The organism is Fulvitalea axinellae (genome assembly GCF_036492835.1).
GTDB lineage: Bacteria > Bacteroidota > Bacteroidia > Cytophagales > Cyclobacteriaceae > Fulvitalea > Fulvitalea axinellae.
This window is the reverse complement of record NZ_AP025314.1, coordinates 1697483-1720553: the sequence shown is the minus strand read 5'-3', so window position 1 is coordinate 1720553 and position 23071 is coordinate 1697483. Positions and strand designations below refer to the sequence as shown.

15 protein-coding genes are annotated in these 23071 nt (G+C 49.3%); 3 read left to right on the top strand and 12 right to left on the bottom strand.

Annotation, left to right across the window (positions count from 1 at the left end):
* Window positions 1-382: 382 nt before the first annotated feature.
* The 7 genes from AABK39_RS06950 to tsaD all read right to left on the bottom strand — a co-directional run bounded on the left by AABK39_RS06950 (window position 383) and on the right by tsaD (window position 8696).
* Window positions 383-1354 (bottom strand): glycosyltransferase family 2 protein, encoded by a 972-nt coding sequence (locus AABK39_RS06950; protein WP_338394195.1) that lies wholly within the window; start codon window positions 1352-1354, stop codon window positions 383-385.
* Between the two features lie 44 nt (window positions 1355-1398).
* Window positions 1399-2364 carry a glycosyltransferase family 2 protein gene (locus AABK39_RS06945; RefSeq protein WP_338394194.1) on the bottom strand — a complete coding sequence of 322 codons (966 nt, stop codon included), beginning with the start codon at window positions 2362-2364 and terminating at the stop codon, window positions 1399-1401.
* Window positions 2365-2592: 228 nt separating this feature from the next.
* On the bottom strand, window positions 2593-4923 hold the full coding sequence (locus tag AABK39_RS06940) for an Ig-like domain-containing protein (RefSeq protein ID WP_338394193.1): 2331 nt from the start codon (window positions 4921-4923) through the stop codon (window positions 2593-2595).
* A 13-nt stretch (window positions 4924-4936) separates the two neighbouring features.
* Window positions 4937-6001: a PorP/SprF family type IX secretion system membrane protein gene (locus AABK39_RS06935; RefSeq protein WP_338394192.1), complete on the bottom strand. Its 1065-nt coding sequence runs from the start codon at window positions 5999-6001 to the stop codon at window positions 4937-4939.
* Between the two features lie 343 nt (window positions 6002-6344).
* Window positions 6345-7127 carry a C40 family peptidase gene (locus AABK39_RS06930; protein WP_338394191.1) on the bottom strand — a complete coding sequence of 261 codons (783 nt, stop codon included), beginning with the start codon at window positions 7125-7127 and terminating at the stop codon, window positions 6345-6347.
* A 49-nt stretch (window positions 7128-7176) separates the two neighbouring features.
* Window positions 7177-7659 (bottom strand): SsrA-binding protein SmpB, encoded by a 483-nt coding sequence (smpB, locus tag AABK39_RS06925; RefSeq protein ID WP_338394190.1) that lies wholly within the window; start codon window positions 7657-7659, stop codon window positions 7177-7179.
* 32 nt (window positions 7660-7691) lie between these two features.
* Window positions 7692-8696: a tRNA (adenosine(37)-N6)-threonylcarbamoyltransferase complex transferase subunit TsaD gene (gene tsaD / locus AABK39_RS06920; RefSeq protein WP_338394189.1), complete on the bottom strand. Its 1005-nt coding sequence runs from the start codon at window positions 8694-8696 to the stop codon at window positions 7692-7694.
* 250 nt (window positions 8697-8946) lie between these two features.
* Between tsaD and AABK39_RS06915 the strand changes: the two genes are divergently transcribed.
* The 3 genes from AABK39_RS06915 to AABK39_RS06905 are packed head-to-tail and all read left to right on the top strand — an operon-like array spanning window position 8947 to window position 15837.
* On the top strand, window positions 8947-13686 hold the full coding sequence (locus tag AABK39_RS06915; RefSeq protein ID WP_338394188.1) for a translocation/assembly module TamB domain-containing protein: 4740 nt from the start codon (window positions 8947-8949) through the stop codon (window positions 13684-13686).
* Window positions 13646-14944, top strand: coding sequence for a cryptochrome/photolyase family protein (locus AABK39_RS06910; RefSeq protein ID WP_338394187.1), 1299 nt, complete (start codon window positions 13646-13648; stop codon window positions 14942-14944). The genes AABK39_RS06915 and AABK39_RS06910 overlap by 41 nt, the downstream gene beginning before the upstream one ends.
* A gap of 5 nt (window positions 14945-14949) precedes the next feature.
* Complete coding sequence (locus AABK39_RS06905) at window positions 14950-15837, top strand: DUF2279 domain-containing protein (RefSeq protein ID WP_338394186.1); 888 nt, start codon at window positions 14950-14952, stop codon at window positions 15835-15837.
* 606 nt (window positions 15838-16443) lie between these two features.
* On the opposite strand, the gene AABK39_RS06900 is transcribed toward AABK39_RS06905, so the two are convergent.
* The 5 genes from AABK39_RS06900 to AABK39_RS06880 form a co-directional block, all read right to left on the bottom strand.
* Window positions 16444-17619, bottom strand: coding sequence for a hypothetical protein (locus AABK39_RS06900; protein ID WP_338394185.1), 1176 nt, complete (start codon window positions 17617-17619; stop codon window positions 16444-16446).
* Window positions 17620-17966: 347 nt separating this feature from the next.
* Window positions 17967-20333 (bottom strand): TonB-dependent receptor, encoded by a 2367-nt coding sequence (locus AABK39_RS06895; RefSeq protein ID WP_338394184.1) that lies wholly within the window; start codon window positions 20331-20333, stop codon window positions 17967-17969.
* Window positions 20334-20511: 178 nt separating this feature from the next.
* On the bottom strand, window positions 20512-21042 hold the full coding sequence (locus tag AABK39_RS06890) for an ATP-binding protein (protein WP_338394183.1): 531 nt from the start codon (window positions 21040-21042) through the stop codon (window positions 20512-20514).
* The gene (gene pnuC, locus AABK39_RS06885) at window positions 21042-21641 is read right to left on the bottom strand and encodes a nicotinamide riboside transporter PnuC (protein WP_338394182.1); all 600 of its coding nucleotides are present in this window, start codon (window positions 21639-21641) and stop codon (window positions 21042-21044) included. The genes AABK39_RS06890 and pnuC overlap by 1 nt, the downstream gene beginning before the upstream one ends.
* A 225-nt stretch (window positions 21642-21866) precedes the next feature.
* Window positions 21867-23054 carry a phosphoglycerate kinase gene (locus AABK39_RS06880; RefSeq protein WP_338394181.1) on the bottom strand — a complete coding sequence of 396 codons (1188 nt, stop codon included), beginning with the start codon at window positions 23052-23054 and terminating at the stop codon, window positions 21867-21869.
* Window positions 23055-23071: the final 17 nt, after the last annotated feature.

Here is a 23071-nt window from a genome sequence, read left to right as displayed (position 1 = left end):
TTTCCGAGGGCTTTTTTGGTTTTTGGCCACTAACCCCAATGTGCCTACATGTTTGGCCAAAGGTGTTAACACTTTCGGTCCAATGTGTTAACACATTCGAGGCAACATGTTAACACTTTTTGCCCAATGTATTAACACCTTTGGTCCAATATACAGGCACCTTCATCCCAAACGGACGGCAAACCGATCCACAACTACCTTGATTCTTACCTCAAAATGCCTTTGTTTTTGGAGAAAAAGGCTTGTTTATCCTCATTTCCATACTCGTAACATTCATGATTTAGGCTTTTTGTCTAAAAACACAAAAAACGCCCGCCTGTCCATAAACAAGCGGGCGTTTTTTCAACATTCCCTTCAAGAGCCGAAAAGGCTCACCGAGCTGTCAGCCTTTGAGTACCCAAGTCTTTAATTCCGTCAAAAAACCGACACCGTAAGCGGAAAGCTGAATAACGGAAGCGATTACGCTAAGCACCCCCACTTTCAAGCTTTTGTTTTTTGCGGCAGCGTCAATCAATATCATCAGGAAATAAAGCGCTACGAAGACCGACGCCAAGCCGAAAAGCTTTAGGCTAAGGAAAGGCAAAACCAAAAGGTAAAACAACATCCCCAACAGGAAAAAGGCCGGGAACATATGGACGAGTTTGAGCTCTTGGGGAAAGAAACGCCGGATATTGATCCTCGCTCTCCCAAAGAAATGAAGCTGTTTGTAGAATTGTCCGAAATCCGTTCTGCGTTTGTGGTAAACGTAAGCGTTTTCGATCAAGCCCACCTTAAACCCTTTGTCGATAATCCGGATACTGAATTCTATATCTTCTCCCATCCGGGTAATGATATAGCCTTGGGTTGCTTCCCACACTTTTCGGGAGATTCCCATATTGAAGCTCCTTGGGTGGAAACGTCCCATCGCTTTTTTGCTTCCACGAATACCGCCAGTGGTGAAAAGCGACGTCATGGAATAACTAATCGCTTTCTGTACGGGAGTAAAGGTAGTGGCCGCACGATCCGGTCCGCCGTAGGCGTCGAGCCAATTGGCGTTTAAAGAGGCTTCCACGCTTTCGAAATAATCCTCGGGAATCAGGCAATCTGAATCGAAGACTATGAAGTAATCGCCTTCGGCCCTTTCGAATCCGAAGTTTCGGGAAAATCCCTGCCCGCTGTTTTCCTTAAAGAAATAACGGAGATCCAAGCGGTCGGCGTAGCTTTCCGCAATGTCTTTACAGCGCATTTCGGGCGCCGATCCGTCTTCCACCACCAACACTTCGAAATCCTTGTACGTCTGTCTCGTGAGGCTGTCAAGGAGCTCATCTATCTCGTCCGGCCTGTTATATACCGGCACTATCACGGAATATCTCATGGAATAATATAAAATCTAAACAAGCGCTAACCGCCGGGGTACGATCAGGATTCTTCCGTCGTCTCTATTACCAGATAATCGTCTTTTTTGTGGCTGTTCATCGAGATCATCTCGGCCACAAAACCTGTAAGGAAAAGCTGGGTGCCTATAACCAGCAACACCAACGCGATATAGAACAAAGGCTGTTCGGTGATTTCACGCAACGGTAACCCGGAGGCCAGTTTATAAAGCTTCTCCCCGATAACGAACAGGGTAATAAGCAATCCGATAAAGAAACTGAGCGTACCGAAAGTGCCGAAAAAGTGCATCGGTTTTTTGCGGAAGCGGGTAACGAAAGTCAGCGACAGCAGATCCAAGAAGCCATTGATAAAGCGTTCCAGACCGAATTTGGTCACGCCGTATTTTCGGGCACGGTGCTCCACCACCTTTTCAGTGATTTTGTCGAAGCCCCGCCATTTGGCCAACACGGGAATATAGCGGTGCATCTCGCCGTGTACGCTGATATGCTTCACGACGATCCTTTTGTAGGCTTTCAGTCCACAGTTAAAGTCGTGGAGCTTGATACCCGACATGTATTGGGTTACCCGATTGAAAAATTTCGAAGGTATGGTTTTCGATACCGGATCGTAACGTTTCTTCTTCCACCCCGATACCAAGTCGTAGCCGTCCTTCATTATCATGTCGTACAACTCGGGAATTTCGTCGGGAGAGTCTTGCAAGTCGGCGTCCATCGTAATCACCACATCGCCTTTCACTTTGGCGAAGCCGGTATGAAGCGCCGCGGATTTTCCGTAATTCCGGTTGAACTTCACGCCCTTTACGTTTTCGTTCTCTTCGGAAAGCTCCTTCACCACATCCCACGACGTATCCGTACTACCGTCGTCCACCAGAATCACTTCGTATTTGTATCCGTTTTCGTCCATCACCCTGCCAATCCAAGCGCAGAGTTCGGGTAAGGATTCCTCCTCGTTATACAATGGAACGACAACCGATATATCCAATTTAGCCATATGCTTTGTTTTGCCTGTACGGGCGAGGGGTTTCTAGTAAAAAGCCCCGCCGCGTCCGCTCTCACTATTTGGGTTATAACAGTTTGAGCGAAGTGTTTTGGGAAAAACCCAGAAAAAAACGGGCCATAAGGTCCGCTTTTACCGGAAAGTCAAAGCTAAATGTTTTCGGGGAGAATGAACACTAACTTTCCGGTAAATGATCAAAAAACGCTAGCCAATTCAACTCTGTCAATCCTGTCGATATATAAAGACAAAACCTTTGAGCGGGGAACGGCCGTCACCGTAATCGAAGACGTAATAATAAGTGCCTTGGGGCAATGGCCGGCTATCGTACAAACCTACGTTTCCTTCGCCATCCCAGTCATTGGTATAGCCCTCTTTTTCGTAAACTCGGTTGCCTCTGGTATTGAGAACTGTCAGCTTGCTATCGGTAAAGAAATCTGCATTTTTTATCACGAACATGTCGTTCTTTCCGTCATTATTGGGAGTAAGAGCGTCCGGGATTTCCACCTCACGCTTCAGCACCGTTACGGTTACTGTTGCGTCATCGCATTGGTTGTCTTCGTCGCAGATCTGATATTTGAGCTTCATTTCTCCCTCAAACCCATTTTGAGGCGTAAACAAAACCATTCCGCCAAGCACCTCCGCCTTTCCGGAAGCGGGTTCCTGCGTGATTGTCAGACTTGAAGGATCCAGATTTCCGTCAGGGTCCGTATCGTTTGCCAATACTTCTATCTCAAGTTCGGTATTGTATGCGCCTTCAGCCTCGTCGTCGTTGGCTATGGGCCCAGGGCCCATTCTGGTTACTGTCACTTGATCCGTCGCCTGACAACCGTACTTGTCCGTTACGGTAACCGTGTAAGTTGTCGTTGTTGGCGGATTAGCGGTTTTCTTGTATGGATCATCACCTGTCAGGTGGGTTTCAGGGCTCCAAGCCAATGTAATACCCTCTCCTTCAGCCTCCACACTCAGTACCGCTCCCGATTCTTCGGCCTCCAAAGTCACGTCAGGAATATCTTTGACTGTGGGCGCCGGCTTTTGGGTAATAATTACGGTTATGTCCCTCAGCAAACCTGTCGCCGAGTTTTCCGCAACGGCCTTGTATGTTCCAGCGGAAAGCGTTGCCGTTCCGCCAAGTTTAATTTCGTTGCCAGCATTATTTAGCCATTTCACCGTTACTCCGGAACCTGTAGCCGTAGCGGTCAACGTTGCGCCGTCTTGGCATGCTCCATAATTTTTATCGCCCGTTACGGACAGGGAAATATCCTCGTCGCTTACTTTTACTTTAACCTTGTCAGTATCCGTACAACCGAATTTGTCCGTTACGGTAAGCGTATACTCCGTGTCCGATGACGGATTTGGCACCGGATTCGCCGAAGATGGATTCGAAAGGCCCGTAATCGGCGACCAAGAATAAGTCAGTCCTTCTCCTTCGGAAACGCCGCCAATCGATTGCGTGTTGGTAACAATGGAACTCATCGTAATATTCTCTCCCGCCACCGCTTTGGGCTTGTCGGCTTTGCGCAGTTCAGCTTCGGCTTTCACCTCATTTCCAAACCTATCGGTTACGGTCACTTCGTAGGTTCCACCGCCTCCCTGTACCTGCTCGGAATTAACGTTTCCGTAAAGAGCGCCTATCTTCGCCCTCCATTTATATGTGATTCCAGCCCCTTCGGCTTCAGCTTTCAGAGTTCCTTTCGATTGGCAGTTGCCCATATGCACAACCGGCGCTCCGGCTATAGTGACAGTCGGCTGGCCAAAAACCGTTACAGTCACGTCCGCTGGTTCGGAATACTTCGGTTGTTCGTCAGCCACTCGGTACCGGGCCTTAACTTTCCCCTTGAAGCTACCTGTCGGCGTAAAAGTCAACACCCCGGAAGTGGCCACCTCAAACGTTCCTTTTCCAGCTACTGTGTATGTCGTCTCCTTATCATCGGTATCCGGATCAAGGTCTACGGACGTGGCGTCCATCTTATCATCGTCATCCTTATCATTCGCAAGAATACTGATTTCGATACTTTGCCCCGACACAGTTTCTTCGGCATCATTCTGCGCTTCGGGCGCTTGATTGCCCGAGGCGCCGGCTTCGCTGGTATTGTTGGTCAGGTTCGGATCCGTAAAAACATCTTCTGGATATTTTGTGATTCTCGCCACGTTCCTGTATTCGCCGGTGGCCAAAACCCGAACGGTCATTGTCAGCTTTTCCGTGGCTTGTGGCGCCAGCGACCCGACTCGCCATAAGCCGTTTCGTCCATTATATGTTCCGCTAGTGGCTTTTGGGTCTTTCGTGAACTGATATCCTGAAGGCAGAATATCCTCCACCTCTATATTTTCAGCCATTTTCCCAGCCTCTGTCTCCAGATTCTTTACAATAATCGTAAAGACCACTACATCGCCCGGTGAAGCGCTTGAGTTACTGATCTTTTTTGTAATCTCCAGATCTATCTTTGGCAAAGCCTGAGCGTAAAGCCTAAAAGGAAAAACCATTACAGCCAACACAATAAGCGTCCACGCAAAAACTGATTTTCCGAAGCCCATACGTTTTTTGAACAGTTTCATACTCTTGAATTACTTATTGGTATCTGGCCCCAGACCCTGATCGTGGGTTTCTTGGCTTTGGCGCAACCTCTTTCTTTTCCGATTTTTCTTTTTTCGGCTTCTTGTTTCTCTTTTTATTGAATGAGATTCTCAGTCCAATTTCATGAGAAGAAGTCCCAATCAACGACGCCCCGTTTATTGGCGCTCCGAAAGCGTAGTAAATCATAATCGTCTTATCATCATCACGATTAAGCTCCCAACGGTAATCCACAGTGGCTCCAACGACTTCGGCGGAACGATAAAACGCACCCGCCCCAAACGTTTCATAAGCGAAAAGAAAATTCGAGATCACGGTACCGGACAGCGGCGAATCTTGTCCCACGCTAACCAATAAGCTAGGTTCCCAAACGACATAATAGCCAAGCTTTTTCTTAACCCCTCCAAAGCCTGTCACATGAAGGTTTGCGTTGTACGTAGTCTGCGCATCGCCTACAGACACCGGCGCGCGATAAAAATTGGCTACACTCAATCCCAAATACGCATTCTTGGAATACCATCCCACTCCTGCGGAAAAATCCAGATACATATCGTTTTCGATATCCTTACCCAAATACGGGTCACTGCCGTCAGAAGGCTTAAGGCTACTCAAACGCAACGTGAATTGACTCACCGAAGTCCGCAAACCGAAAGCCCAGCTACTCTTTTCTCCCGCCGCAAACGTAGAGGACAAGTCCCAATCCAAACGGAAGAGCTGTTCAGGTCCGCGTTTATCCATTGACACGGCCAAACCCGTACCTAAAGTGGAGCCTATACTTTTCTGAAACGAAAAGGCACCCAACTGCGGTGCCGACTCAAAACCGAGCATTTTCGGCTGGTAAAGCATCGAAGCACTCCACCCTCCTTGGCTACCCGACCATGCGGGATTGACCATAGACGGCATGATATCGAAGCGTATCACTTCCGGAATCTCCTGGGCCACTGACGAACGTCCCATAGACATGAAACAAAAAGTAAGGCACAGGACAAACCAATCGGTTCCGAAGTGCCCATTTTCTATTTTCAGCCGTAAATATTTCCAACTATTTAAGATAGTTCTCAATCGATTTTGGGATAAAGTTTCATGATAAAACATGTGATCATACCATCACATTTCCCTCTTCCAGAAAGCGTCAAAAACTCGCTTTCAAAAGATCATTCGCCAAGTAACATAGGATTGGCAATTACACCTTTTCAAAACAGATAAAAGTCCTATTTCAAAAAACACAAGACCTTACAACCTCTGTACCATTTGAAAATCAACCATTTAAGATCTGAAAGAATTAATTTATAAAAAAATGAATGGATAAAAAAATGAAGAGTAAGCTTTCCTACACTAAAAACAGGTTTTAACAAAGATTTATTATTAATGCAAAATCAGCGATCTACTCACTGGCTCATACGTTTTAAGCGCTCTCCAAAGTTTTCATTCTTCGCAAAGAACCATAAACATGACTAAGCGTTCCGTCTTCCATCTCTATACCCTTTTCGGTCAAGGTATCGATGCGAACCATTCCGGATGCGTGGATGATTTTACCCTCAGGCAAACAGATTCCCACATGGGTAACCCTACCTTCTTTATTTACGAAAAAAGCCAAGTCCCCCGGTTTACGATCTGCGAAATCGACGTGTTCCCCTTGTTGCACTTGCATAGAGGCGTCGCGCAAAAGGCTGTAACCACCGATTTTGAAAACCACTTGCGTAAAACCTGAACAATCGATTCCAAAAGGCGTACGACCACCCCAAAGATACGGAGCGCCCATATAGCGCTTGGCTTGGGCCAATATCGCATCAACGCCTAATTTTTCGCCGAAAGATTTCCAGTCTTCAGGAACGGCGATTCCCGTTTCATCTGGAAAAATCGGATTTACGGGATAATGCGAAACCGCACCGGCCAAAAGCGTCAACGCGCCTTTCCCGGTTTCAAAAGTCGACGTAAGACCAAGACAAATCCTGAAATCCTGCTTGCGGGACACTTCAAAAAACGGTTCGGAGATCTCGGTATGTTGCTTCAGGTCCAGCCAGCCTTCATAGCCGTCAAACTCCATCTTTACCCTAAGCCACTTCCCGTTTTCCGAGGTTTCCAACACTTCGTACATGTCGCCGAAAAGCAATTGGGTAACCATCTCGGCGCTATCAGCGGCCGTGGCCCTAAGGGGCGCCACACTTAAACGGCAGATTCCGAACATATCAACTGGGATTTTAAAAAGTGAAAAAAATGGAAATATTGGCGAGATATTAATACTTCATTCTCGCCAAATCGCGCTTAACGTCCCGCTCCTTGATATCGTTTCGCTTGTCGTGCAGTTTTTTACCCTTCGCCAAAGCGATCTCAAGCTTAGCCAAACCTTTGTTGTTGATAAAAAGCCTGGTAGGAACCACCGTCAGGCCTTTCTCGTCCATCTTGGATTCCAGCTTTCTGATTTCCTTTTTGTTCAACAAAAGTTTACGCTCGCGCATCGGTTCGTGATTGGCGTGCGTCCCCTCGCTAAACGGCGAGATATGCAGATTCCGCACGAACACCTCCCCTTTGTGAATCACGCAAAAAGCGTCGGAAATATTCACTTTGGCTTCGCGAATCGATTTGATTTCGGTTCCAAACAGCGACATTCCGGCCACAAAAGTATCGACGAACGAGTATTCGTACCTGGCTTGCCGGTTCTTGATATTTATGATTTTAGAAAACCGTTCCTCTTTCTTTTTTTTATTCTTAGCACTCATATTCTTTTCTCAAAATTTAAAAACAGGACGGATCAAAGCGCCATCCTAGGCATCGGGCTAACGTCTTGCCCCACAAATTCGCCCCGCAAGTATTTATAATGCGCCGCCATGGCGATCATTCCGGCGTTATCGGTGCAATACTGGAAGTCGGGAACATATACGTTCCATCCGTAATCGGCTGACGCTTTTTCCAAAGCTTTCCTAAGCCCGGAATTGGCGGAAACACCTCCGGCAATCGCTATTTCCTTCACTTTGTACTGCTTCGCCGCTTTGCGCAACTTCCTCATCAGCATCTCGATAAACGTAGCCTGTACCGAAGCGCAGATATCGGCGAGATTGTTTTTTATAAAATCCTGATCCTTTCTCATATTATCCCTAAGGAAATACAGGATTGCCGTTTTGATTCCGCTGAAGGAATAATCAAGCTCGGGCATATCGGATAACGGAAAGTCGAAAGCCTTAGCGTCTCCCTCTGCGGCGTATTTATCAATAAGCGGTCCGCCGGGATATGGCAAACCTAATAGTTTAGCCGTTTTGTCAAAAGCCTCGCCCACAGCATCATCACGGGTTTTGCCCACCACCTCCATATCCAGGTAGTCGCGCACCAACACCAACTGCGTATGGCCACCGCTTACCGTAAGGCATATAAACGGGAACGAAGGCTTCGGATCGTCGATAAAATGAGCCAAAATATGCGCCTGCATATGGTTTACCTCTATCAGCGGAATATCAAGCCCCAAAGCGAACGATTTGGCAAACGACGCACCCACCAACAAGGCTCCCAAAAGGCCCGGACCACGGGTGAAAGCCACGGCGCTCAAATCCTCTTTGCTAACGCCGGCCTCTTTCAGCGTTTGGTCCACCACCGGCACTATATGTTGCTGATGCGCTCTGGAAGCCAATTCCGGCACCACGCCACCGTACTGTTCATGTACAGATTGCGTAGCCACCACGTTGTTGATCACTTTTCCGTCTATCACCACAGAGGCCGAAGTCTCATCGCAAGAAGACTCAATGGCCAATATCGTTGTTTTCATCACTGCTCTATTCAATCCGGCCTTCCGCCGTTCCAAAGGAAAAACAAGCCCGTCACGCCCCATTCTACACAAGAATATCCCGCCAAAAGTGTTGCTAAATTGTGGGCATATTCGGAACTTGCTCTACTCGGTCGGGATCCATTCGTGCGCAATTTAGCAATGATATTCCAAAAATGATCGTTTTGTAAAGAAAACGCCCCCTAAGCCCGACAGCGGAAGGAAGACGAAGCCGGGGACGAACACGACACAAATGCGGGAAGAGCAAAAAAACGAGGCCGAACAAGCCCCAAAAAATAACGCACCCATAAAAGGGCAAAGGTACAGACGCAGAATCTTTAAAACCGTTTTTGGCATTACGGCGGTTTTCTTGGCGCTCTGGCTACTTATGCGTTTGCCCGTTATTCAAACCTACCTTGCCAACAAAATCAGCAAATCCATTGAGAAAACCACCGGTATGCCAACCACCATCGGCAAGGTGAATTTCAATTGGTTCGATGTTCTGGAGCTGGAAGACATCAATATTCTGGACACGGCCAACGTCCCCATAATCAAAGTAAAAAGCCTTACCGCCGATTTCAGCTTGTTCTCAATGCAAACGGAATCCGGCCTTACATTGGACAAAGCGACCATCGACGGCGCCGACGTAGCCGTTTTGGAGCACCCGGGCACCAACATCATCACTATTTCCGACTGGACAGACCGGCTTTCGAAAGCACTTTCCGGAAACGCTCCCGCCGATTCCACCGCAGTTGATTCCACTGACGCAAACTCTCCGCCTTTCGTTTTCAGGATTAACGAAATCAGCTTGCGCAATTCCATATTCAGGCAGGCCAATCCCGGCGAAGAACCGATAGAAAACGGCTTCGATTACTATAACTTCAACCTGCTGGACATCAACGGAGAGCTCGAAAACATGGAAGTCCGATCAGATACGTTCATGGTCGACATCCTCCACCTTACCTGCGTGGATGAGAAAACCGGACTGAAAGTAAAGAAAATTGCGGGCCAATACCTGACCTCTCCCAGAGAGATGGAATACAGAAACCTTGATCTGGAAATAGGGAAAAGCCACCTGAAAACCACTATGAAGTGGACTTATCAAGACTATGAAATGGGCGATTTTAACAAGCTTGTCCATATCGACGCCGATGTCAAGGAATCGGTAGTTTCGCCCAAAGACCTCGGTTTGTTCAACGAATTCGTCGCTCAGCAGGAAGACATTCCCTATATCGTCGAAGGAAAATTCGTCGGGACCGTGGAAAACTTCATGGTCAAAGACTTCGCCGTTAGTTTTGGAGCGAAAAGCTCGGTTATGGCCGATTTCGAAATGATCGGATTGCCAAATACCGACGAAACATTTATGACCCTGCGTTTTAAGCCCTCAACCCTCGACGCCGGCGACCTGAACCCCTTCTTCACCGAAACTTACGATTACGTAAAAAGGCTTCACCACATCAACTTCAACGGCCAGCTCACCGGCTTCCTAAACGACTTTGTGGCCTACGGCACCTTCAAGACCGCACTGGGCTCACTGAATACCGACATCAACCTAAAACTCCCGCTCGACGACTCTCCGCCGGTATTTTCCGGATCGTTTTCTTCGAAACGTTTTGACGCGGGTACCTTTCTGGATTTTCCCTTCAAAGCCGATCACATAAGCGCCAACGGACAGATCTCCGGCAGAGGCCTGACTTTGGACGACATGTCCTTCAAGCTCAAGAGCGAAGTGGACAATCTTCGCTTGAACGGCTACGATTACACCAATATCAACACCGATGCGGAGTTCAGCAAAGGGATCTACAAAGGCAAACTGAACATTGACGACCCGAACCTAAATTTGATTTCCTTTTCGGCCATTAACATTAATCCCGGACAAGAGCAGATCCATATTCGCGGCGCCCTGAAGAAAGCGCTTCTCAAACAGCTTGGCTTCACTGACAAAACCTCTTTCCTAAAAACGGAAATGGAAGTCGACCTCAGCGGACTCTCGCCCGACACTGTCGAAGGCGAAGTTAGCCTCAACAACACCTACATGACCTACGAAAACAGGGCGCTAAATTTGGGCAACCTCACGGCCATGTCGGACCGGTCAGGCGACAAACGAGAGCTGAGCCTTGACAGCGACGTAATAGACATGCGGGCTTCCGGAATCTTTAACCTTTCCGAACTTCCTGCAAGGCTAGCGCTATCCACGGAAATCTATCTTGCGGACTTGCTCAACCGCCCCGAACAAACCAAAAAGCTCATCAGGAAAGAAAAAAGAAGGACGTACGCCGACACGGACCTTAGAATCGACATCAACTTCAAAGACTTCACTCCTGTACTCAGGCTCTTCGAACCCGAAGCGCACATCAGCCAGAACACTCATCTGGAAAGCACATATATCGGCGGAAAGAATAACAAGCTGGAATTAAACGCCTACTGCGACAGCTTCTGCTGGAGCGGATTCACGGTAAGCGCCGGAAGTATCGATTTCAGTACGGAAAGGCGACGCGGGGAAACGCAAAACAACACGCACTTGATCCTGACTTCCGAAGAGCAGAAAACAGGCAAGGTATCGCTACTAAAAGAAACACTGACCGAAATTATCTGGACACCCCGCAACATCGACTTCCTGCTCAGTACGGAAAATGACGAAACGGACACCAAAATAGAACTGACTGGCACCGTTGATTATGAGGAAGGACAAGCCAAAGCCCGCCTCAACGGACCAAAACTCCGGATGTTCGGTAACAACTGGAGCATGGCTTCCGACAATCTCGTAACGATAAGCGACAAGGAATTCCAGTTTGAAGGGTTATCCTTATCGTCAGACAAACAGAGCATCAACATAGAGGGAGCCATTTCTCCGGACAGTGGCAAACCGCTAAACATCTTTGTCAACAAACTGAATTTGGCTCCTTTGGGCATTATCACCGGCCAAAAGGTGGAAGGCGACGCCGACATCAACTTCGTCCTTCGGGACTTTTACAAGAAGCCGAACATCATCGCCTCGGCCGAAACGCACGGTATCAGCTTCGACGGCGTATCCGTTGGCGACTTTTCGGCTGTAGTTATGCAAGATCCCGCCACCGACAGAGTTGACGTGTTCGGCAACCTGACCAGCGAAGGCCGGGAGCTTCTCGACATCAACGGAAACTACCTTGCGGAAAGGCCCTCTCCGCTCAATATTGACCTTACCTTGCTGGATATTCCGCTTAATACGGCCGAGCCGTTTCTTAAAGACTATGTTTCCAACATCTCAGGCACGGCCACGGGCAGTCTAAAACTGGGATCCGACATCAGCCACCCCGTGCTTTCGGGCCAAATACAGCTTAACAACGGCGAAGTTAAAGTCGATTACCTCAACACCCGCTACCGTTTCCACGGAGACTGTGACGTGGACGAAAATCTGATTACGCTAAACAACATCGACCTTACGGACGAGGAAGGAAACAAGGGAAAAGTCTACGGCGATATTTCCCACGAATACTTCCAGGACTTCGCGTTTAATATCGAAGGCGATTTCCGCAACTTCATTTCCCTGAACACCACGGCCAAAGACAACGACCTCTATTACGGAAAAGCCTACGGCACAGGCAAAATAACAGTCCTCGGCCCTCCAGACAACGTACAGTTTACGGCGAGCCTTCGCACGGAGCAAGACTCGAAGGTATACATCCTGATGGACGACGGCGAGGAAGTGGACCAAGCCACCTTTATCGAGTTTACCAACCTGAAGGACCAAAGGAAAAACCGCTTCGAGAACAACACCAAAAAGATACAGGAAAACGCTTCCATCGAAGGCTTCAACGTGGTGCTGAACCTCGACATTACGCCCGAAGCGCATTTCTTCATCATCATGGACCAACAGACCGGCGACCTGATTACCGGTAACGGCAAGGGCAACCTAAGGCTGGAAATAGAGAGCAACGAAGAGAGCGACTTCAAAATGTACGGAGACTTCGTATTCAATGAGGGCGTCTACAACTTCGTTTACCAGAACGTCATCCTGATCAACAAAAACTTCAATATAGAACCCGACAGCAAGGTAAGCTGGAGCGGAGACCCATTCGGAGCCATAATGGACGTAAAGGCTACGTATAACCTCAACGCCTCCTTCGCCCCCCTTGTGGAAGACGTGGACAAACGGACGGCCACCGCCCTAAGAAGGCAATATCCGACCACCGTCGACCTGCTTGTGTCAGGGTCGTTCACCGCGCCTGTGATCGATTTCGGCATCAGGATGCGCGGGTACCCCGAAAGCGTCCAGATTACTTACGAGGATTCCAACACTGGCCAAGAGCGCACGGAGACATATCAGCTGGGCGCAAACATCCGCTCTTTCCTTCAGGAAATGAACACCGATACGCAGGAACTAAACCGCCAAGCCTTCATGCTTACCATGTTCGGTTACTTCTCGCCCCGCAACACGTTCAACGTATCGGGTACTATCGGCAACAGCCTCAGCGAGTTTATGTCGAACCAATTGAACAGCGCCGCCGGCGAGATCATCAATGACCTTGAGGTACAGCTGGACTTGGGCAACCTCACCGACACGCAGTTCGAAACCCTGCAACTCAGGCTTTCCTACTCGTTTCTGGACGGAAGACTCCGCCTGACACGCGAGGGAGGGTTCACCGACAACAGCAACGAAGCCAGCTTCGCCAGTGTGGTCGGCGACTGGATGTTGGAGTGGAATATCACCAACGACGGCAAGTGGAAAGCCAAACTCTACAATAGAAACAACTACTCCAACACCGGTGGCGGAGCCGGAGCCGGCCTTACGGGCAACACCTACATCACCGCTGGGGCCAGCCTCCAGCACACTACGGATTTTGATTCTTTCTGGGACCTTTTCCGGCGAGGACGAAACAATAAGCAAAAGCAAAACAGAAGGCAAAGACGAAACGAATCCCCGTCGGATTCCGTACCCACAGACATCTCCCCTAACCAAGATAAAGTTCGAGATGAAAAAGACGATCCTCTTCTGGCTCCGCAGGGACCTTAGACTTTCCGACAACACCGCCTTGGCCGAAGCCTCACGCACCGGCGCCAAGGTTCTCCCCGTCTTCGTATTCGACCCAAACGATCCCGTCGATCCTTTTGACGGCAACGGACACCGGTTGCGTTTCAAGCTCAAAGCCCTGAGGCAAATGGCCGAACAACTGGCCAAAGCGGGCAAAGCTATCACCGTAACCGTAGGCGACCCGGCCAAAGCGATACCCGAACTGGCCAAAGAACACCAAGCCCAAGCCGTATTCGCCAACAGGCGCTACGAGCCGGACTCGGTGGCGCAAGACGAAGAGGTAAAGAAACAACTGGAACAGGCGGGCGTATCGTTCCAAACACACAAAGACGCCGTAATCTTCGAAGGCAAGGAAATAGTCAACGGACAAGGAGAGCCGTACAAGGTCTTTACGCCTTTTTCAAAAATGTGGAACGCGTCGCTGGACGAGGACCAGCTCGACGGCCAAGCCCGCACGGCATCGCTAGGCGCTTTGCTAGACGGCCCCGTCACGTTTCCCGATAACCGCGCTTTGCCTTTCGATACGGAACCGTTCATGTTGCCCGCCATCAGGCGCGAAAAGAAACTGCTGGCCAACTACGCCGACACCCGCGACTTCCCCGCCACCGACGGCACCACACGCTGGAGCGAACACCTCCGCCACGGCACGCTAAGTCCGCGCGAGGCATTCCGCATGGCCAAAGAAACCAACGCCAAGCTTTGGACCGAGCTAATCTGGCGGGAATTCTACTTTATGGTAATGGACCGGTTCCCCCATTCCATGGAAAACAGCTTCAAAACGCAGTACGACAATATCCGCTGGGACAACGACGAGGCCCTTTTCAAAGCCTGGACGGAAGGCAAGACAGGCTTCCCGATAGTGGACGCCGGTATGCGCGAGCTAAACAACACGGGCTATATGCACAACCGCCTGCGTATGGTTACGGCATCGTTCCTTACCAAATCATTGCTGATAGACTGGCGATGGGGCGAGGCCTACTTCGCCGAAAAACTCGCCGACTACGAACCCGCCTCAAACGTGGGCGGATGGCAATGGGCCGCCGGAACGGGCACAGACGCCCAGCCCTACTTCCGAATCTTCAACCCCGACTCCCAAGCCAAACGCTGGGACCCCGACGGCGAATACATCAACAAGTGGGTGCCCGAGCTCAACAGCCTGGACTACCCCCAACCCATTATCGACTACAAAGCCTCACGACAGCGCGCGCTTGACCGCTACAAGCAGGCTCTCAACCCATAGACGCAATGCGCAGAGCTTTACTCGGCCTTATTTTTATACTTTCGACTCTCGGCGCCACGGCCCAGACGCCCGACTCACTCAAACGGAACGACAACCGCAAACTGTTCCGCCACCTGACATTGGGCGCGGGCGTATACACGGCATCGCTCATAGGGCTCAACCAAGTCTGGTATTCCGAAGACCGCAGCTCGTTCCACTGGTTCGACGATCTGCCCGAATGGAAACAAATGGACAAGGCCGGCCACGCTTTCTCGGCTTTCCACCTAGGAAGGCTCGGCTACGAGTACCTCGGCACATACGACATCTCGGAGCGCAAGCGCCGATTCTGGGGCAGTCTCTCCGGCGCCCTCCTGCTCTCGCCCATCGAACTCCTCGACGGCTTCCAGCCCGAATACGGTGCCTCGGCCTCGGACCTAGTGGCCAACCTCACGGGCTCCGCACTGCTTTGGGGACAGCTCTCGCTTTGGAACGAAATCCGCATAAAGCCGAAATTCTCATACCGGGCCTCGCCCTACGCCGAACTGCGTCCCAATACGCTGGGCTCCACTTGGAACGAGCGCCTGCTCAAGGACTACAACGCCCAAACCTACTGGCTTTCCTTCGACATCCACGCCTTCCTGCCCTCCGGCAACGCCTTCCCCAAATGGCTCAACCTAGCCCTGGGCTACGGCGCCGACGGCATGGTATACGCCCGCGACTCCCAAAACGAAGCCCACGGCCACCGCGCCTACCGCCAATACTACTTGGCCCTGGACTGGGACCTCAGCCATATCAAAACCCGGCGCAAAGGCATCAAGGCCCTACTCTTCGTACTGGATGCCATCCACCTACCCGCCCCCGGCCTGGGTCTGGACGAACGGGGCAACTTCAGCTTCCATGCCCTTTATCCCTGAGCGCCCAACCGCTCCAAAAACACACCCGAACCTACACGCCCAAAGCCACTCAATACCTCCCCAAATCACACCCTCTTTCCTCACAACCGTACAGTCACTATATTCGCTTAAGGCATAGAAGAAATCCAAAAGGCTCCGAGTGTTAAAAAACCCGGAGCCTTTCCCTTTTTCAGAACGAAATACAAACAAAACCCAAAGTCCAGTAAGGATTAACTTTTTCATACGTATGATCTGGGCGATATATACGTATGTTTTTGAAAAATGAGACGTCTGAAAATTCTTGTTCTCACTAATGAAAATTCCCATTCGCACGTATAAAAAAGTATAGACTTCAGTATAATCAAGCCCAAACATTACTAGCTACACAATCACCCCTACTACTGTTTCAGTATTTTCATTACATCAAAAAAATCTAGAAGCACTAGCAAAGCATAGAGATTACACTTTAGTTAGGGCAAAAACAAAGTCTAATTCATTACGATCAGACTCTCTTTAGCTTTGAATCAAAGTCACATATTTTCTGTTTTCACTAAAGAAAAAAGGAGACGCCAAGCATCTCCTTTTTTCAATATCAAACCGAAACAGACCCGCAAGCCTACAAAACCGCTAAGCCCCAGCCTGCCATTCTTTCAAAATCTTCTCAAGCTCGGACCTCTGCAAACTGGTCAACTCCTCATTCTTCAGTGCCCAGCGCATATAGCCCCTTACCTGATAATGCCGCTTACAGTTATTCTTCATCGACCAGATCAAGGCGTTGTACACCGCTTCCCTTACCGCTTTTTTCTTATCCTCGGCCGTTTTTTCCGATGTCTTAAAAGCTTCCAGACCGCCCTTGCTATCAGCGTATTCCAAAGTCTGTATCAGCCTATGTATCGCCTTGTATTCACCTCCGGCCAAAAACTTGGCCCACAAAGCGTCCAGACTCCTGCCCGACGTCACAACGCCGTACACGTCCGGGAACGGCTTGTCTTTCATTGACAAATAAACCTCTTTGGATTTACCCTCCATCTTGTCAAAAAATTCCTGCGGAGCGGTCTTCGACACATGAAGCAACAGCGCCAAACGAAACGCGGCCTCGTCCTCCAACTCGGGGTAAACGTCCATCGCCTGCTTGGCCAAGTAGGGATTATTCCTCAGAACCTCAGCGAAAAAGTTCAGCCCCACAATGAACCTCCCCCGCTTCTTTATGGCATCACTTCTCACGAAAGTCAGATAATGGGAAATGGCTTGCCCCGGTTTCGGGTCCCTATGGTAGGCCGAAAACCATTTGTTGTAGGTTTTCATATCTATCTGGGTTTTGGCATCCACCGCCGGAAGCTCCACAAGGTTAAATTTCAAGTCCTTCTCGAAGGATTTACCCGTGTAATGGTCCTTTACCGTCACATGGACTCTATACTCGCCATAGGGCGAATTATCATCCAAACTCAAGCACAGTGGATTTTCCGCAAGGTACATCACCCCTTTGGTGCACTTCCAGCCAAACATCAGCTTGTCTCTCCAACCAATCGGTTGCTTACCGTTCGGACCGTCAATCTCAACGGAATAATAAACTTTGGCGAAGCCATTCGGATTCATTACAAAGTCGCTGGCCACGGCCAACAGGTAGAACTTCTGGTTCCGATACACCTCTTTGACCGAGCTAAGCGCAGGCCCTTTCTCATAAAGCCCTTTGTTCCACTTGTCCGCATAGTTATAATCCGCAGACAGCAAGGCAAAGCCTTTTATGGCAAAAGTTTCGGTGATGACAAACATAGCGAGTACGCAAACGATGAATCTTTTCATATGATTTAAAAATTGGTGTAAAGCGGAAAAATAAGACTGCCGGAATGTCTGTCTTCTCTAAAAATCAGGGAGAACAAAAAGTGCCGGCCAAGCCATACAGACTCCGACAAACAGGCGTTCCCCATCACATTCTTCTTCCGACGAAGTCCGACTAACCTACGGACAATGTGCGGAAAGGACAAAAAAGATATGTTAAAAAACGCTAACGGCCTGAGAAACGGCTTCTTGCTTTTCACTGCTTTGGACCGACATACAGTGTGCGCCTTTTGAAAGCCTATTCCCTTAAACACACAAAAGCCCTCGACCTAACGGCCGAGGGCTTTTCATAGTTTTGATATTCTACTTTGTTAGAACTTCAGGTTCAATCCGACCATGTAGTTGCGTCCCGCCTGCGGGAAGAAACCCCACAACGAAGCGTTCGAGATGTAGTCAACGTCAAACGCGTTTCGGACCATGAAGTCAATCGAAATCTCTTTCGCGAATTTCGGTTCGAACTTCAATCTCATACGAAGGTCGTTGATGAGATAACTGTCGAGCTTATAGTCTTCGTTCTCCGTATTCGTATAAAATTGCTCCCCTACGTATTTAGAGTTCAAGCCAAGTTGCAGAAACTTAACGGGTGTCCAGTCGATGATAGACCCGGCCACCAATGACGGCGAATACGAGATCTCGGTATCCTCGTACACGATCAGCTTCTTCTCTCCGTCAACGTCTTTCGTTTCTTTGTACTCCTTATTGCGGTTTCGGCTCCATGTAGCATTGGCCACCCAGCGGAGCTTGTCCGTGATGTTCCAAGTACTGATCAATTCCAATCCGGCACGGTAGCTTTCGCCCGAGTTTACGCGGATAAAGTCGCCCACGTCGTTTTTCTCGCCGGTCAACACGAACTGGTTTTTGTAGCCCATGTAGTAACCCGTAGCCTCGATTCTCCAATCGCCGAAGTTAGCGCGCACTCCGGTCTCGACGTTGTTCAGGCGCTCGGCCTCCACGTTTTCAGACTCGATGAAGTCGTCACGCAATGGCTCCCTGTGCCCTATCGCAAACGATCCGTAAACAGACACGTTGCTATTCACATTGTAAACGGCTCCCACTTTAGGGTTGAAAAAGGTAAAGTCGTGCGATCCGTCGAGTTGGTTTCCGTCATCGTCCGAACCTTCGTAATCATAGTCGATTCTTCTTACCTGAAGGTCACCGTAAAGGTTCAACGCTCCGAAAGACACGTTCGCCTTGGCGTAAAGGTTCGCATCGGTCTTTTCGCCTGTGTTGTCGTAGTATTTTTTGCCCAGATCGGTGCCGTTGCTCTTCTCAAGCCAGATAACTTTCCCGAAGTGGTCACCGTCGTAACGGTCCGCTCCACCACCGAAAGTAAGGTCAACGTTTGACTTCGGCGTGTACTGCACCGCGAATACGGCTCCGTAGAAATCATTATCAAGCCACTTCTGGCGTACAAGGTCCGACTCCTCTACCAGCTCAGTACCCTTACTGAATGGTGCGATGCCGTAATCCGCCAGAGTGGCGTCGTTTTTATATTCTTCATAATACCCGCGCCCGTAAGTGTAATGAAGCGAGGCGTTGAATTTCAGCTCAGGGTTCAGCTCCCAACCGTAGTGCAACTGATAGTGGTCTTGCTGGTAGTTGTCGGTTTGATTATCGTAGAAATCAACTATCTCGCCTTCGTCATTCTCAATCGCTCCGGCGTAGTTGTAAGTACGGCCAAGGTTGTCCATACTCCACTGATCAATGCCATACCAAGCTTGGTAAGTCTTCTCTTTGCCGGTGAGCAATACGAATTTCAGCCACTGATTCTCACCAAAATATGAAGCGGTAAGGTTAAGCGATTTCAAATCCGACTCGGCGCGATCGATATAACCGTCAGAAGTGATTTTCGACAAACGCGCGTCAACGGCAAATCGGTCATTGATCAAGCCCGTTCCGAACTTCACAGTGTTCTTCACCGTATTGAATGAGCCGAATGAGTTGCTGGTCTCGGCGTAAGCTTCTTTTCTAGAGCCTTCCGTCAAAACGTTTACAGAAGCCCCGAAAGCGGCGGATCCATTGGTAGAGGTACCCACACCGCGCTGAATCTGGATATTCTCCACCGAAGAGGCGAAGTCAGGGAGATTAACCCAGTATACACTATGCGATTCGGAATCGTTCAACGGGATACCGTTCACCGTAACGTTGATCTGTTGTGAGGAAATGCCCCTGATTCTAATACCCGAATAGCCAATACCCGCACCGGCGTCCGATGTCGCCACAACCGAGGGAGTCGCTTCCAGAAGGTAGGTTAGGTCCTGTCCCAGGTTTGTGGCTTCGATATCTTTTGCCGAAAGGTTCGTCTTGGTCATCGGCATATCGTCACTTACCCTAGTGGCTTGAACGATAAGCGTTTCGGTCACGATCTGGTCGTCTTCCAAAAGCACGTCCAAAGTAAGGTTCGACTTCACAACGAGATCAAGCTCGTACGTTTTATATCCTACATAGCTGACTGTCAAGCGGTACTCACCGGATTTGATGTCTTTAAAATCAAAAGCGCCTTGATCATCAGTTACCGTTCCTATTCCTTTGTTGTCTGTGGCACGCAACAACAAGGAAGCCGAAGGAAGAGCCTGTCCGTTGGTTTTAGACGCAACACGACCCTTCACTTGATACTGCGCAAAAGCGTTCGCCATACCGCACAGCATGGCGCAACACAACAGTAATGTTCTTAACATGTAAGTAGTATTATGAGTAAAACATTCCCTACGCCCGCATTACCGGGATCAGGTATTTCCCCTGCCAGTGGCAAGGACCGGGTATGATCTCAGCCCGAAATATTGAGGCACCCCGATTTTTGGCGGTTTTGACCGCCGTTGATTGATGTTCGAAAAACTTTACAGAAAAGTATCCAGCCTAGCCCAAGGCTTCCAATAATAAGCTCACCGTCTGGATTCGGTTTTCCAAGCTACCGCTTATCAAATGACACCCGCCGTATAAAGCTTTCAGCTCGCGAAGGTAATAATCCCGAAAAAAAATCCTATCCTTCATGTCAGGATATTCTCTTAAAGGGTCATATTCCCACTCGATATCGATATCCGTAAGCAAAACCAAGTCATAATGCTCAGGATTTATCCGATCCAATACCCATGAGTCCACCCGACCGTATTTATAGTCTCCCCAGACCTTTATTACCTCAAGGCCCGTATCGCAAAAAATATAATCTTTGGCCTGTTGCGCCAGCTCATTTTCAGACTCCCACTGTCCTTTAGCTATCGGCAAAAGATCCGATTCCTCATATGGTCTATCCAACGCTTCACAGTAGGCTCTGGCATATTCCGGCACCCAAAGCGTACCGTATTTTTGGGCCAAAGCCTTGCATAATGTTGACTTGCCCGTCGACTCCGGACCCGAAATCAAAATACGTTTCACTTTCTCAGTCGCCATTACGCAAGTACGCTTTTGGATTCATCTTTGGCAGTTGTCTGCATTTCTTTCCTCCATTCGACAAAGCCGTAAACCGCCATAACCGTATAAACGACAAACAAACCTACGGTTACGTACAGCCCCCGTTCGGTGTACATATAAATGGAAACGACATCGATTACTATCCAATAAAGCCAGTTTTCCAGGATACGACGTGTCACCATCACAGTCGCTATCAGGCTGAATACGGTCGTAAAAGCATCCAGATACGGAAGCGCGGCGGAACTTAAAAATGTCAAAACGCCCTGCGCTACGAGATAAACGGTCAAGAAACCCAGAACGATCACCGCTACATGCGCCACCAAAGGCCACGTCCTGACAGGTGCCAACTCGGAGTTTTGTTCTTTGCCTCCTTGACGCCACTGCCACATACCGTAGAAGGCCATGATTAAGTAAAAAATTTGCAAACCCGTTTCGGAGTAGAGATTGGCGTTCCAGCAAATCCAAGCGTAAAACAATGAACTACCGACTCCCGCAGGCCAGCACCACCAGTTACCTTTAGCCGCCAAAACGACATACGCCAAGCTAAAAACAACCGCTACAAATTCCGTCCACTCCATAGTATTCGAACAATATTTTCAGACACACCCATCTTTCAATCCGACAAAAGTAAGAAAGCCCTCCGAATCAACGAAGGGCTTCCGTAAATCTTATCGACAAAGGCAAGCCCTACCTGACATAATCGAAGAGAGTAGGTCATTACGCTTTTATAACCCCGCAGGGCAAACAAAAAGGAAGACGCCAAGCGCCTTCCTTTATAATATTGAAGAAAGAAATTCTTTGGATTAAGCTTCCAGAGCAGCGATACCCGGCAACACTTTTCCTTCCATGAATTCGAGCAAAGCGCCACCGCCTGTAGAAACGTAAGACACTTTGTCGCCGAAGCCCAAGGTATTTACAGCCGCGGCAGAGTCGCCACCACCGATCAATGAGAAACCACCGTTTTCGGTAGCCGCAACCACAGCCTTAGCAACACCGATAGTACCAGCTGCGAAGTTCGACATTTCAAATACGCCCATTGGTCCGTTCCAAAGAATAGTCTTAGACTCAGAGATCACCTTGGCGTAAGCCTCTTGAGTCTCAGGTCCGATATCCAATCCCATGTAACCTTCCGGAGTTTCGCCAGCTTTAGTCACCTTAATGTCGGCGTCGTTGCTGAATGCGTCAGCCACCGCGTCGTCAGTCGGCAACATCAAGTTAACGCCTTTGGCCTTAGCCTTCTCGATCAGAGCCTTGGCGATATCCAAGCGGTCGTCTTCGCAAAGCGAGTTTCCGATGCTTCCGCCCATAGCTTTGATGAAAGTATAAGTCATACCGCCACCGACGATCAGGTTGTCAACGCTGTCGAGCAAGTTCTCGATGATCAAGATCTTGTCAGAGATCTTAGCGCCACCCATGATAGCTGTCAACGGACGCTCACCGTTTTTCAACACTTTCTGGGCGTTCTCTACCTCGCGGGCCAATACGAATCCTGCAACTTTCTCAGGAACAAACTTACCGATAACAGCCGTAGAAGCGTGCGCGCGGTGAGCGGTACCGAAGGCGTCCATCACCCAAACGTCGCCCAAAGAGGCGAGTTTCTTAGCGAAGTCCTCGTCACCTTTTTTCTCTTCCTTGTGGAAGCGGAGGTTTTCGAGCAACAACACTTCACCGCCCTTAAGAGCGGCTGCTTTCTCAGAAGCCTCTTCGCCTACGCAGTCGTTGGCGAAAGCCACTGAAGTACCGAGCTTCTCTTCCAAAGCCTTAACGATGTGCTTGAGAGAGAAACGGTCTTCCGGTCCGTCCTTCGGACGGCCGAGGTGCGACATCAATACTACGGCGCCGCCGTCCGCCAAGATCTTCTTGATGGTTGGCAAAGCCGCGTTGATGCGGTTATAGTCACGGATGTTGAAGTTCTCGTCCAATGGCACGTTGAAATCAACGCGTACCACCGCCTTTTTACCGGCGAAGTTGAAGTTCTCTACGGTCTTCATTTGAAAAGTATTTTTAT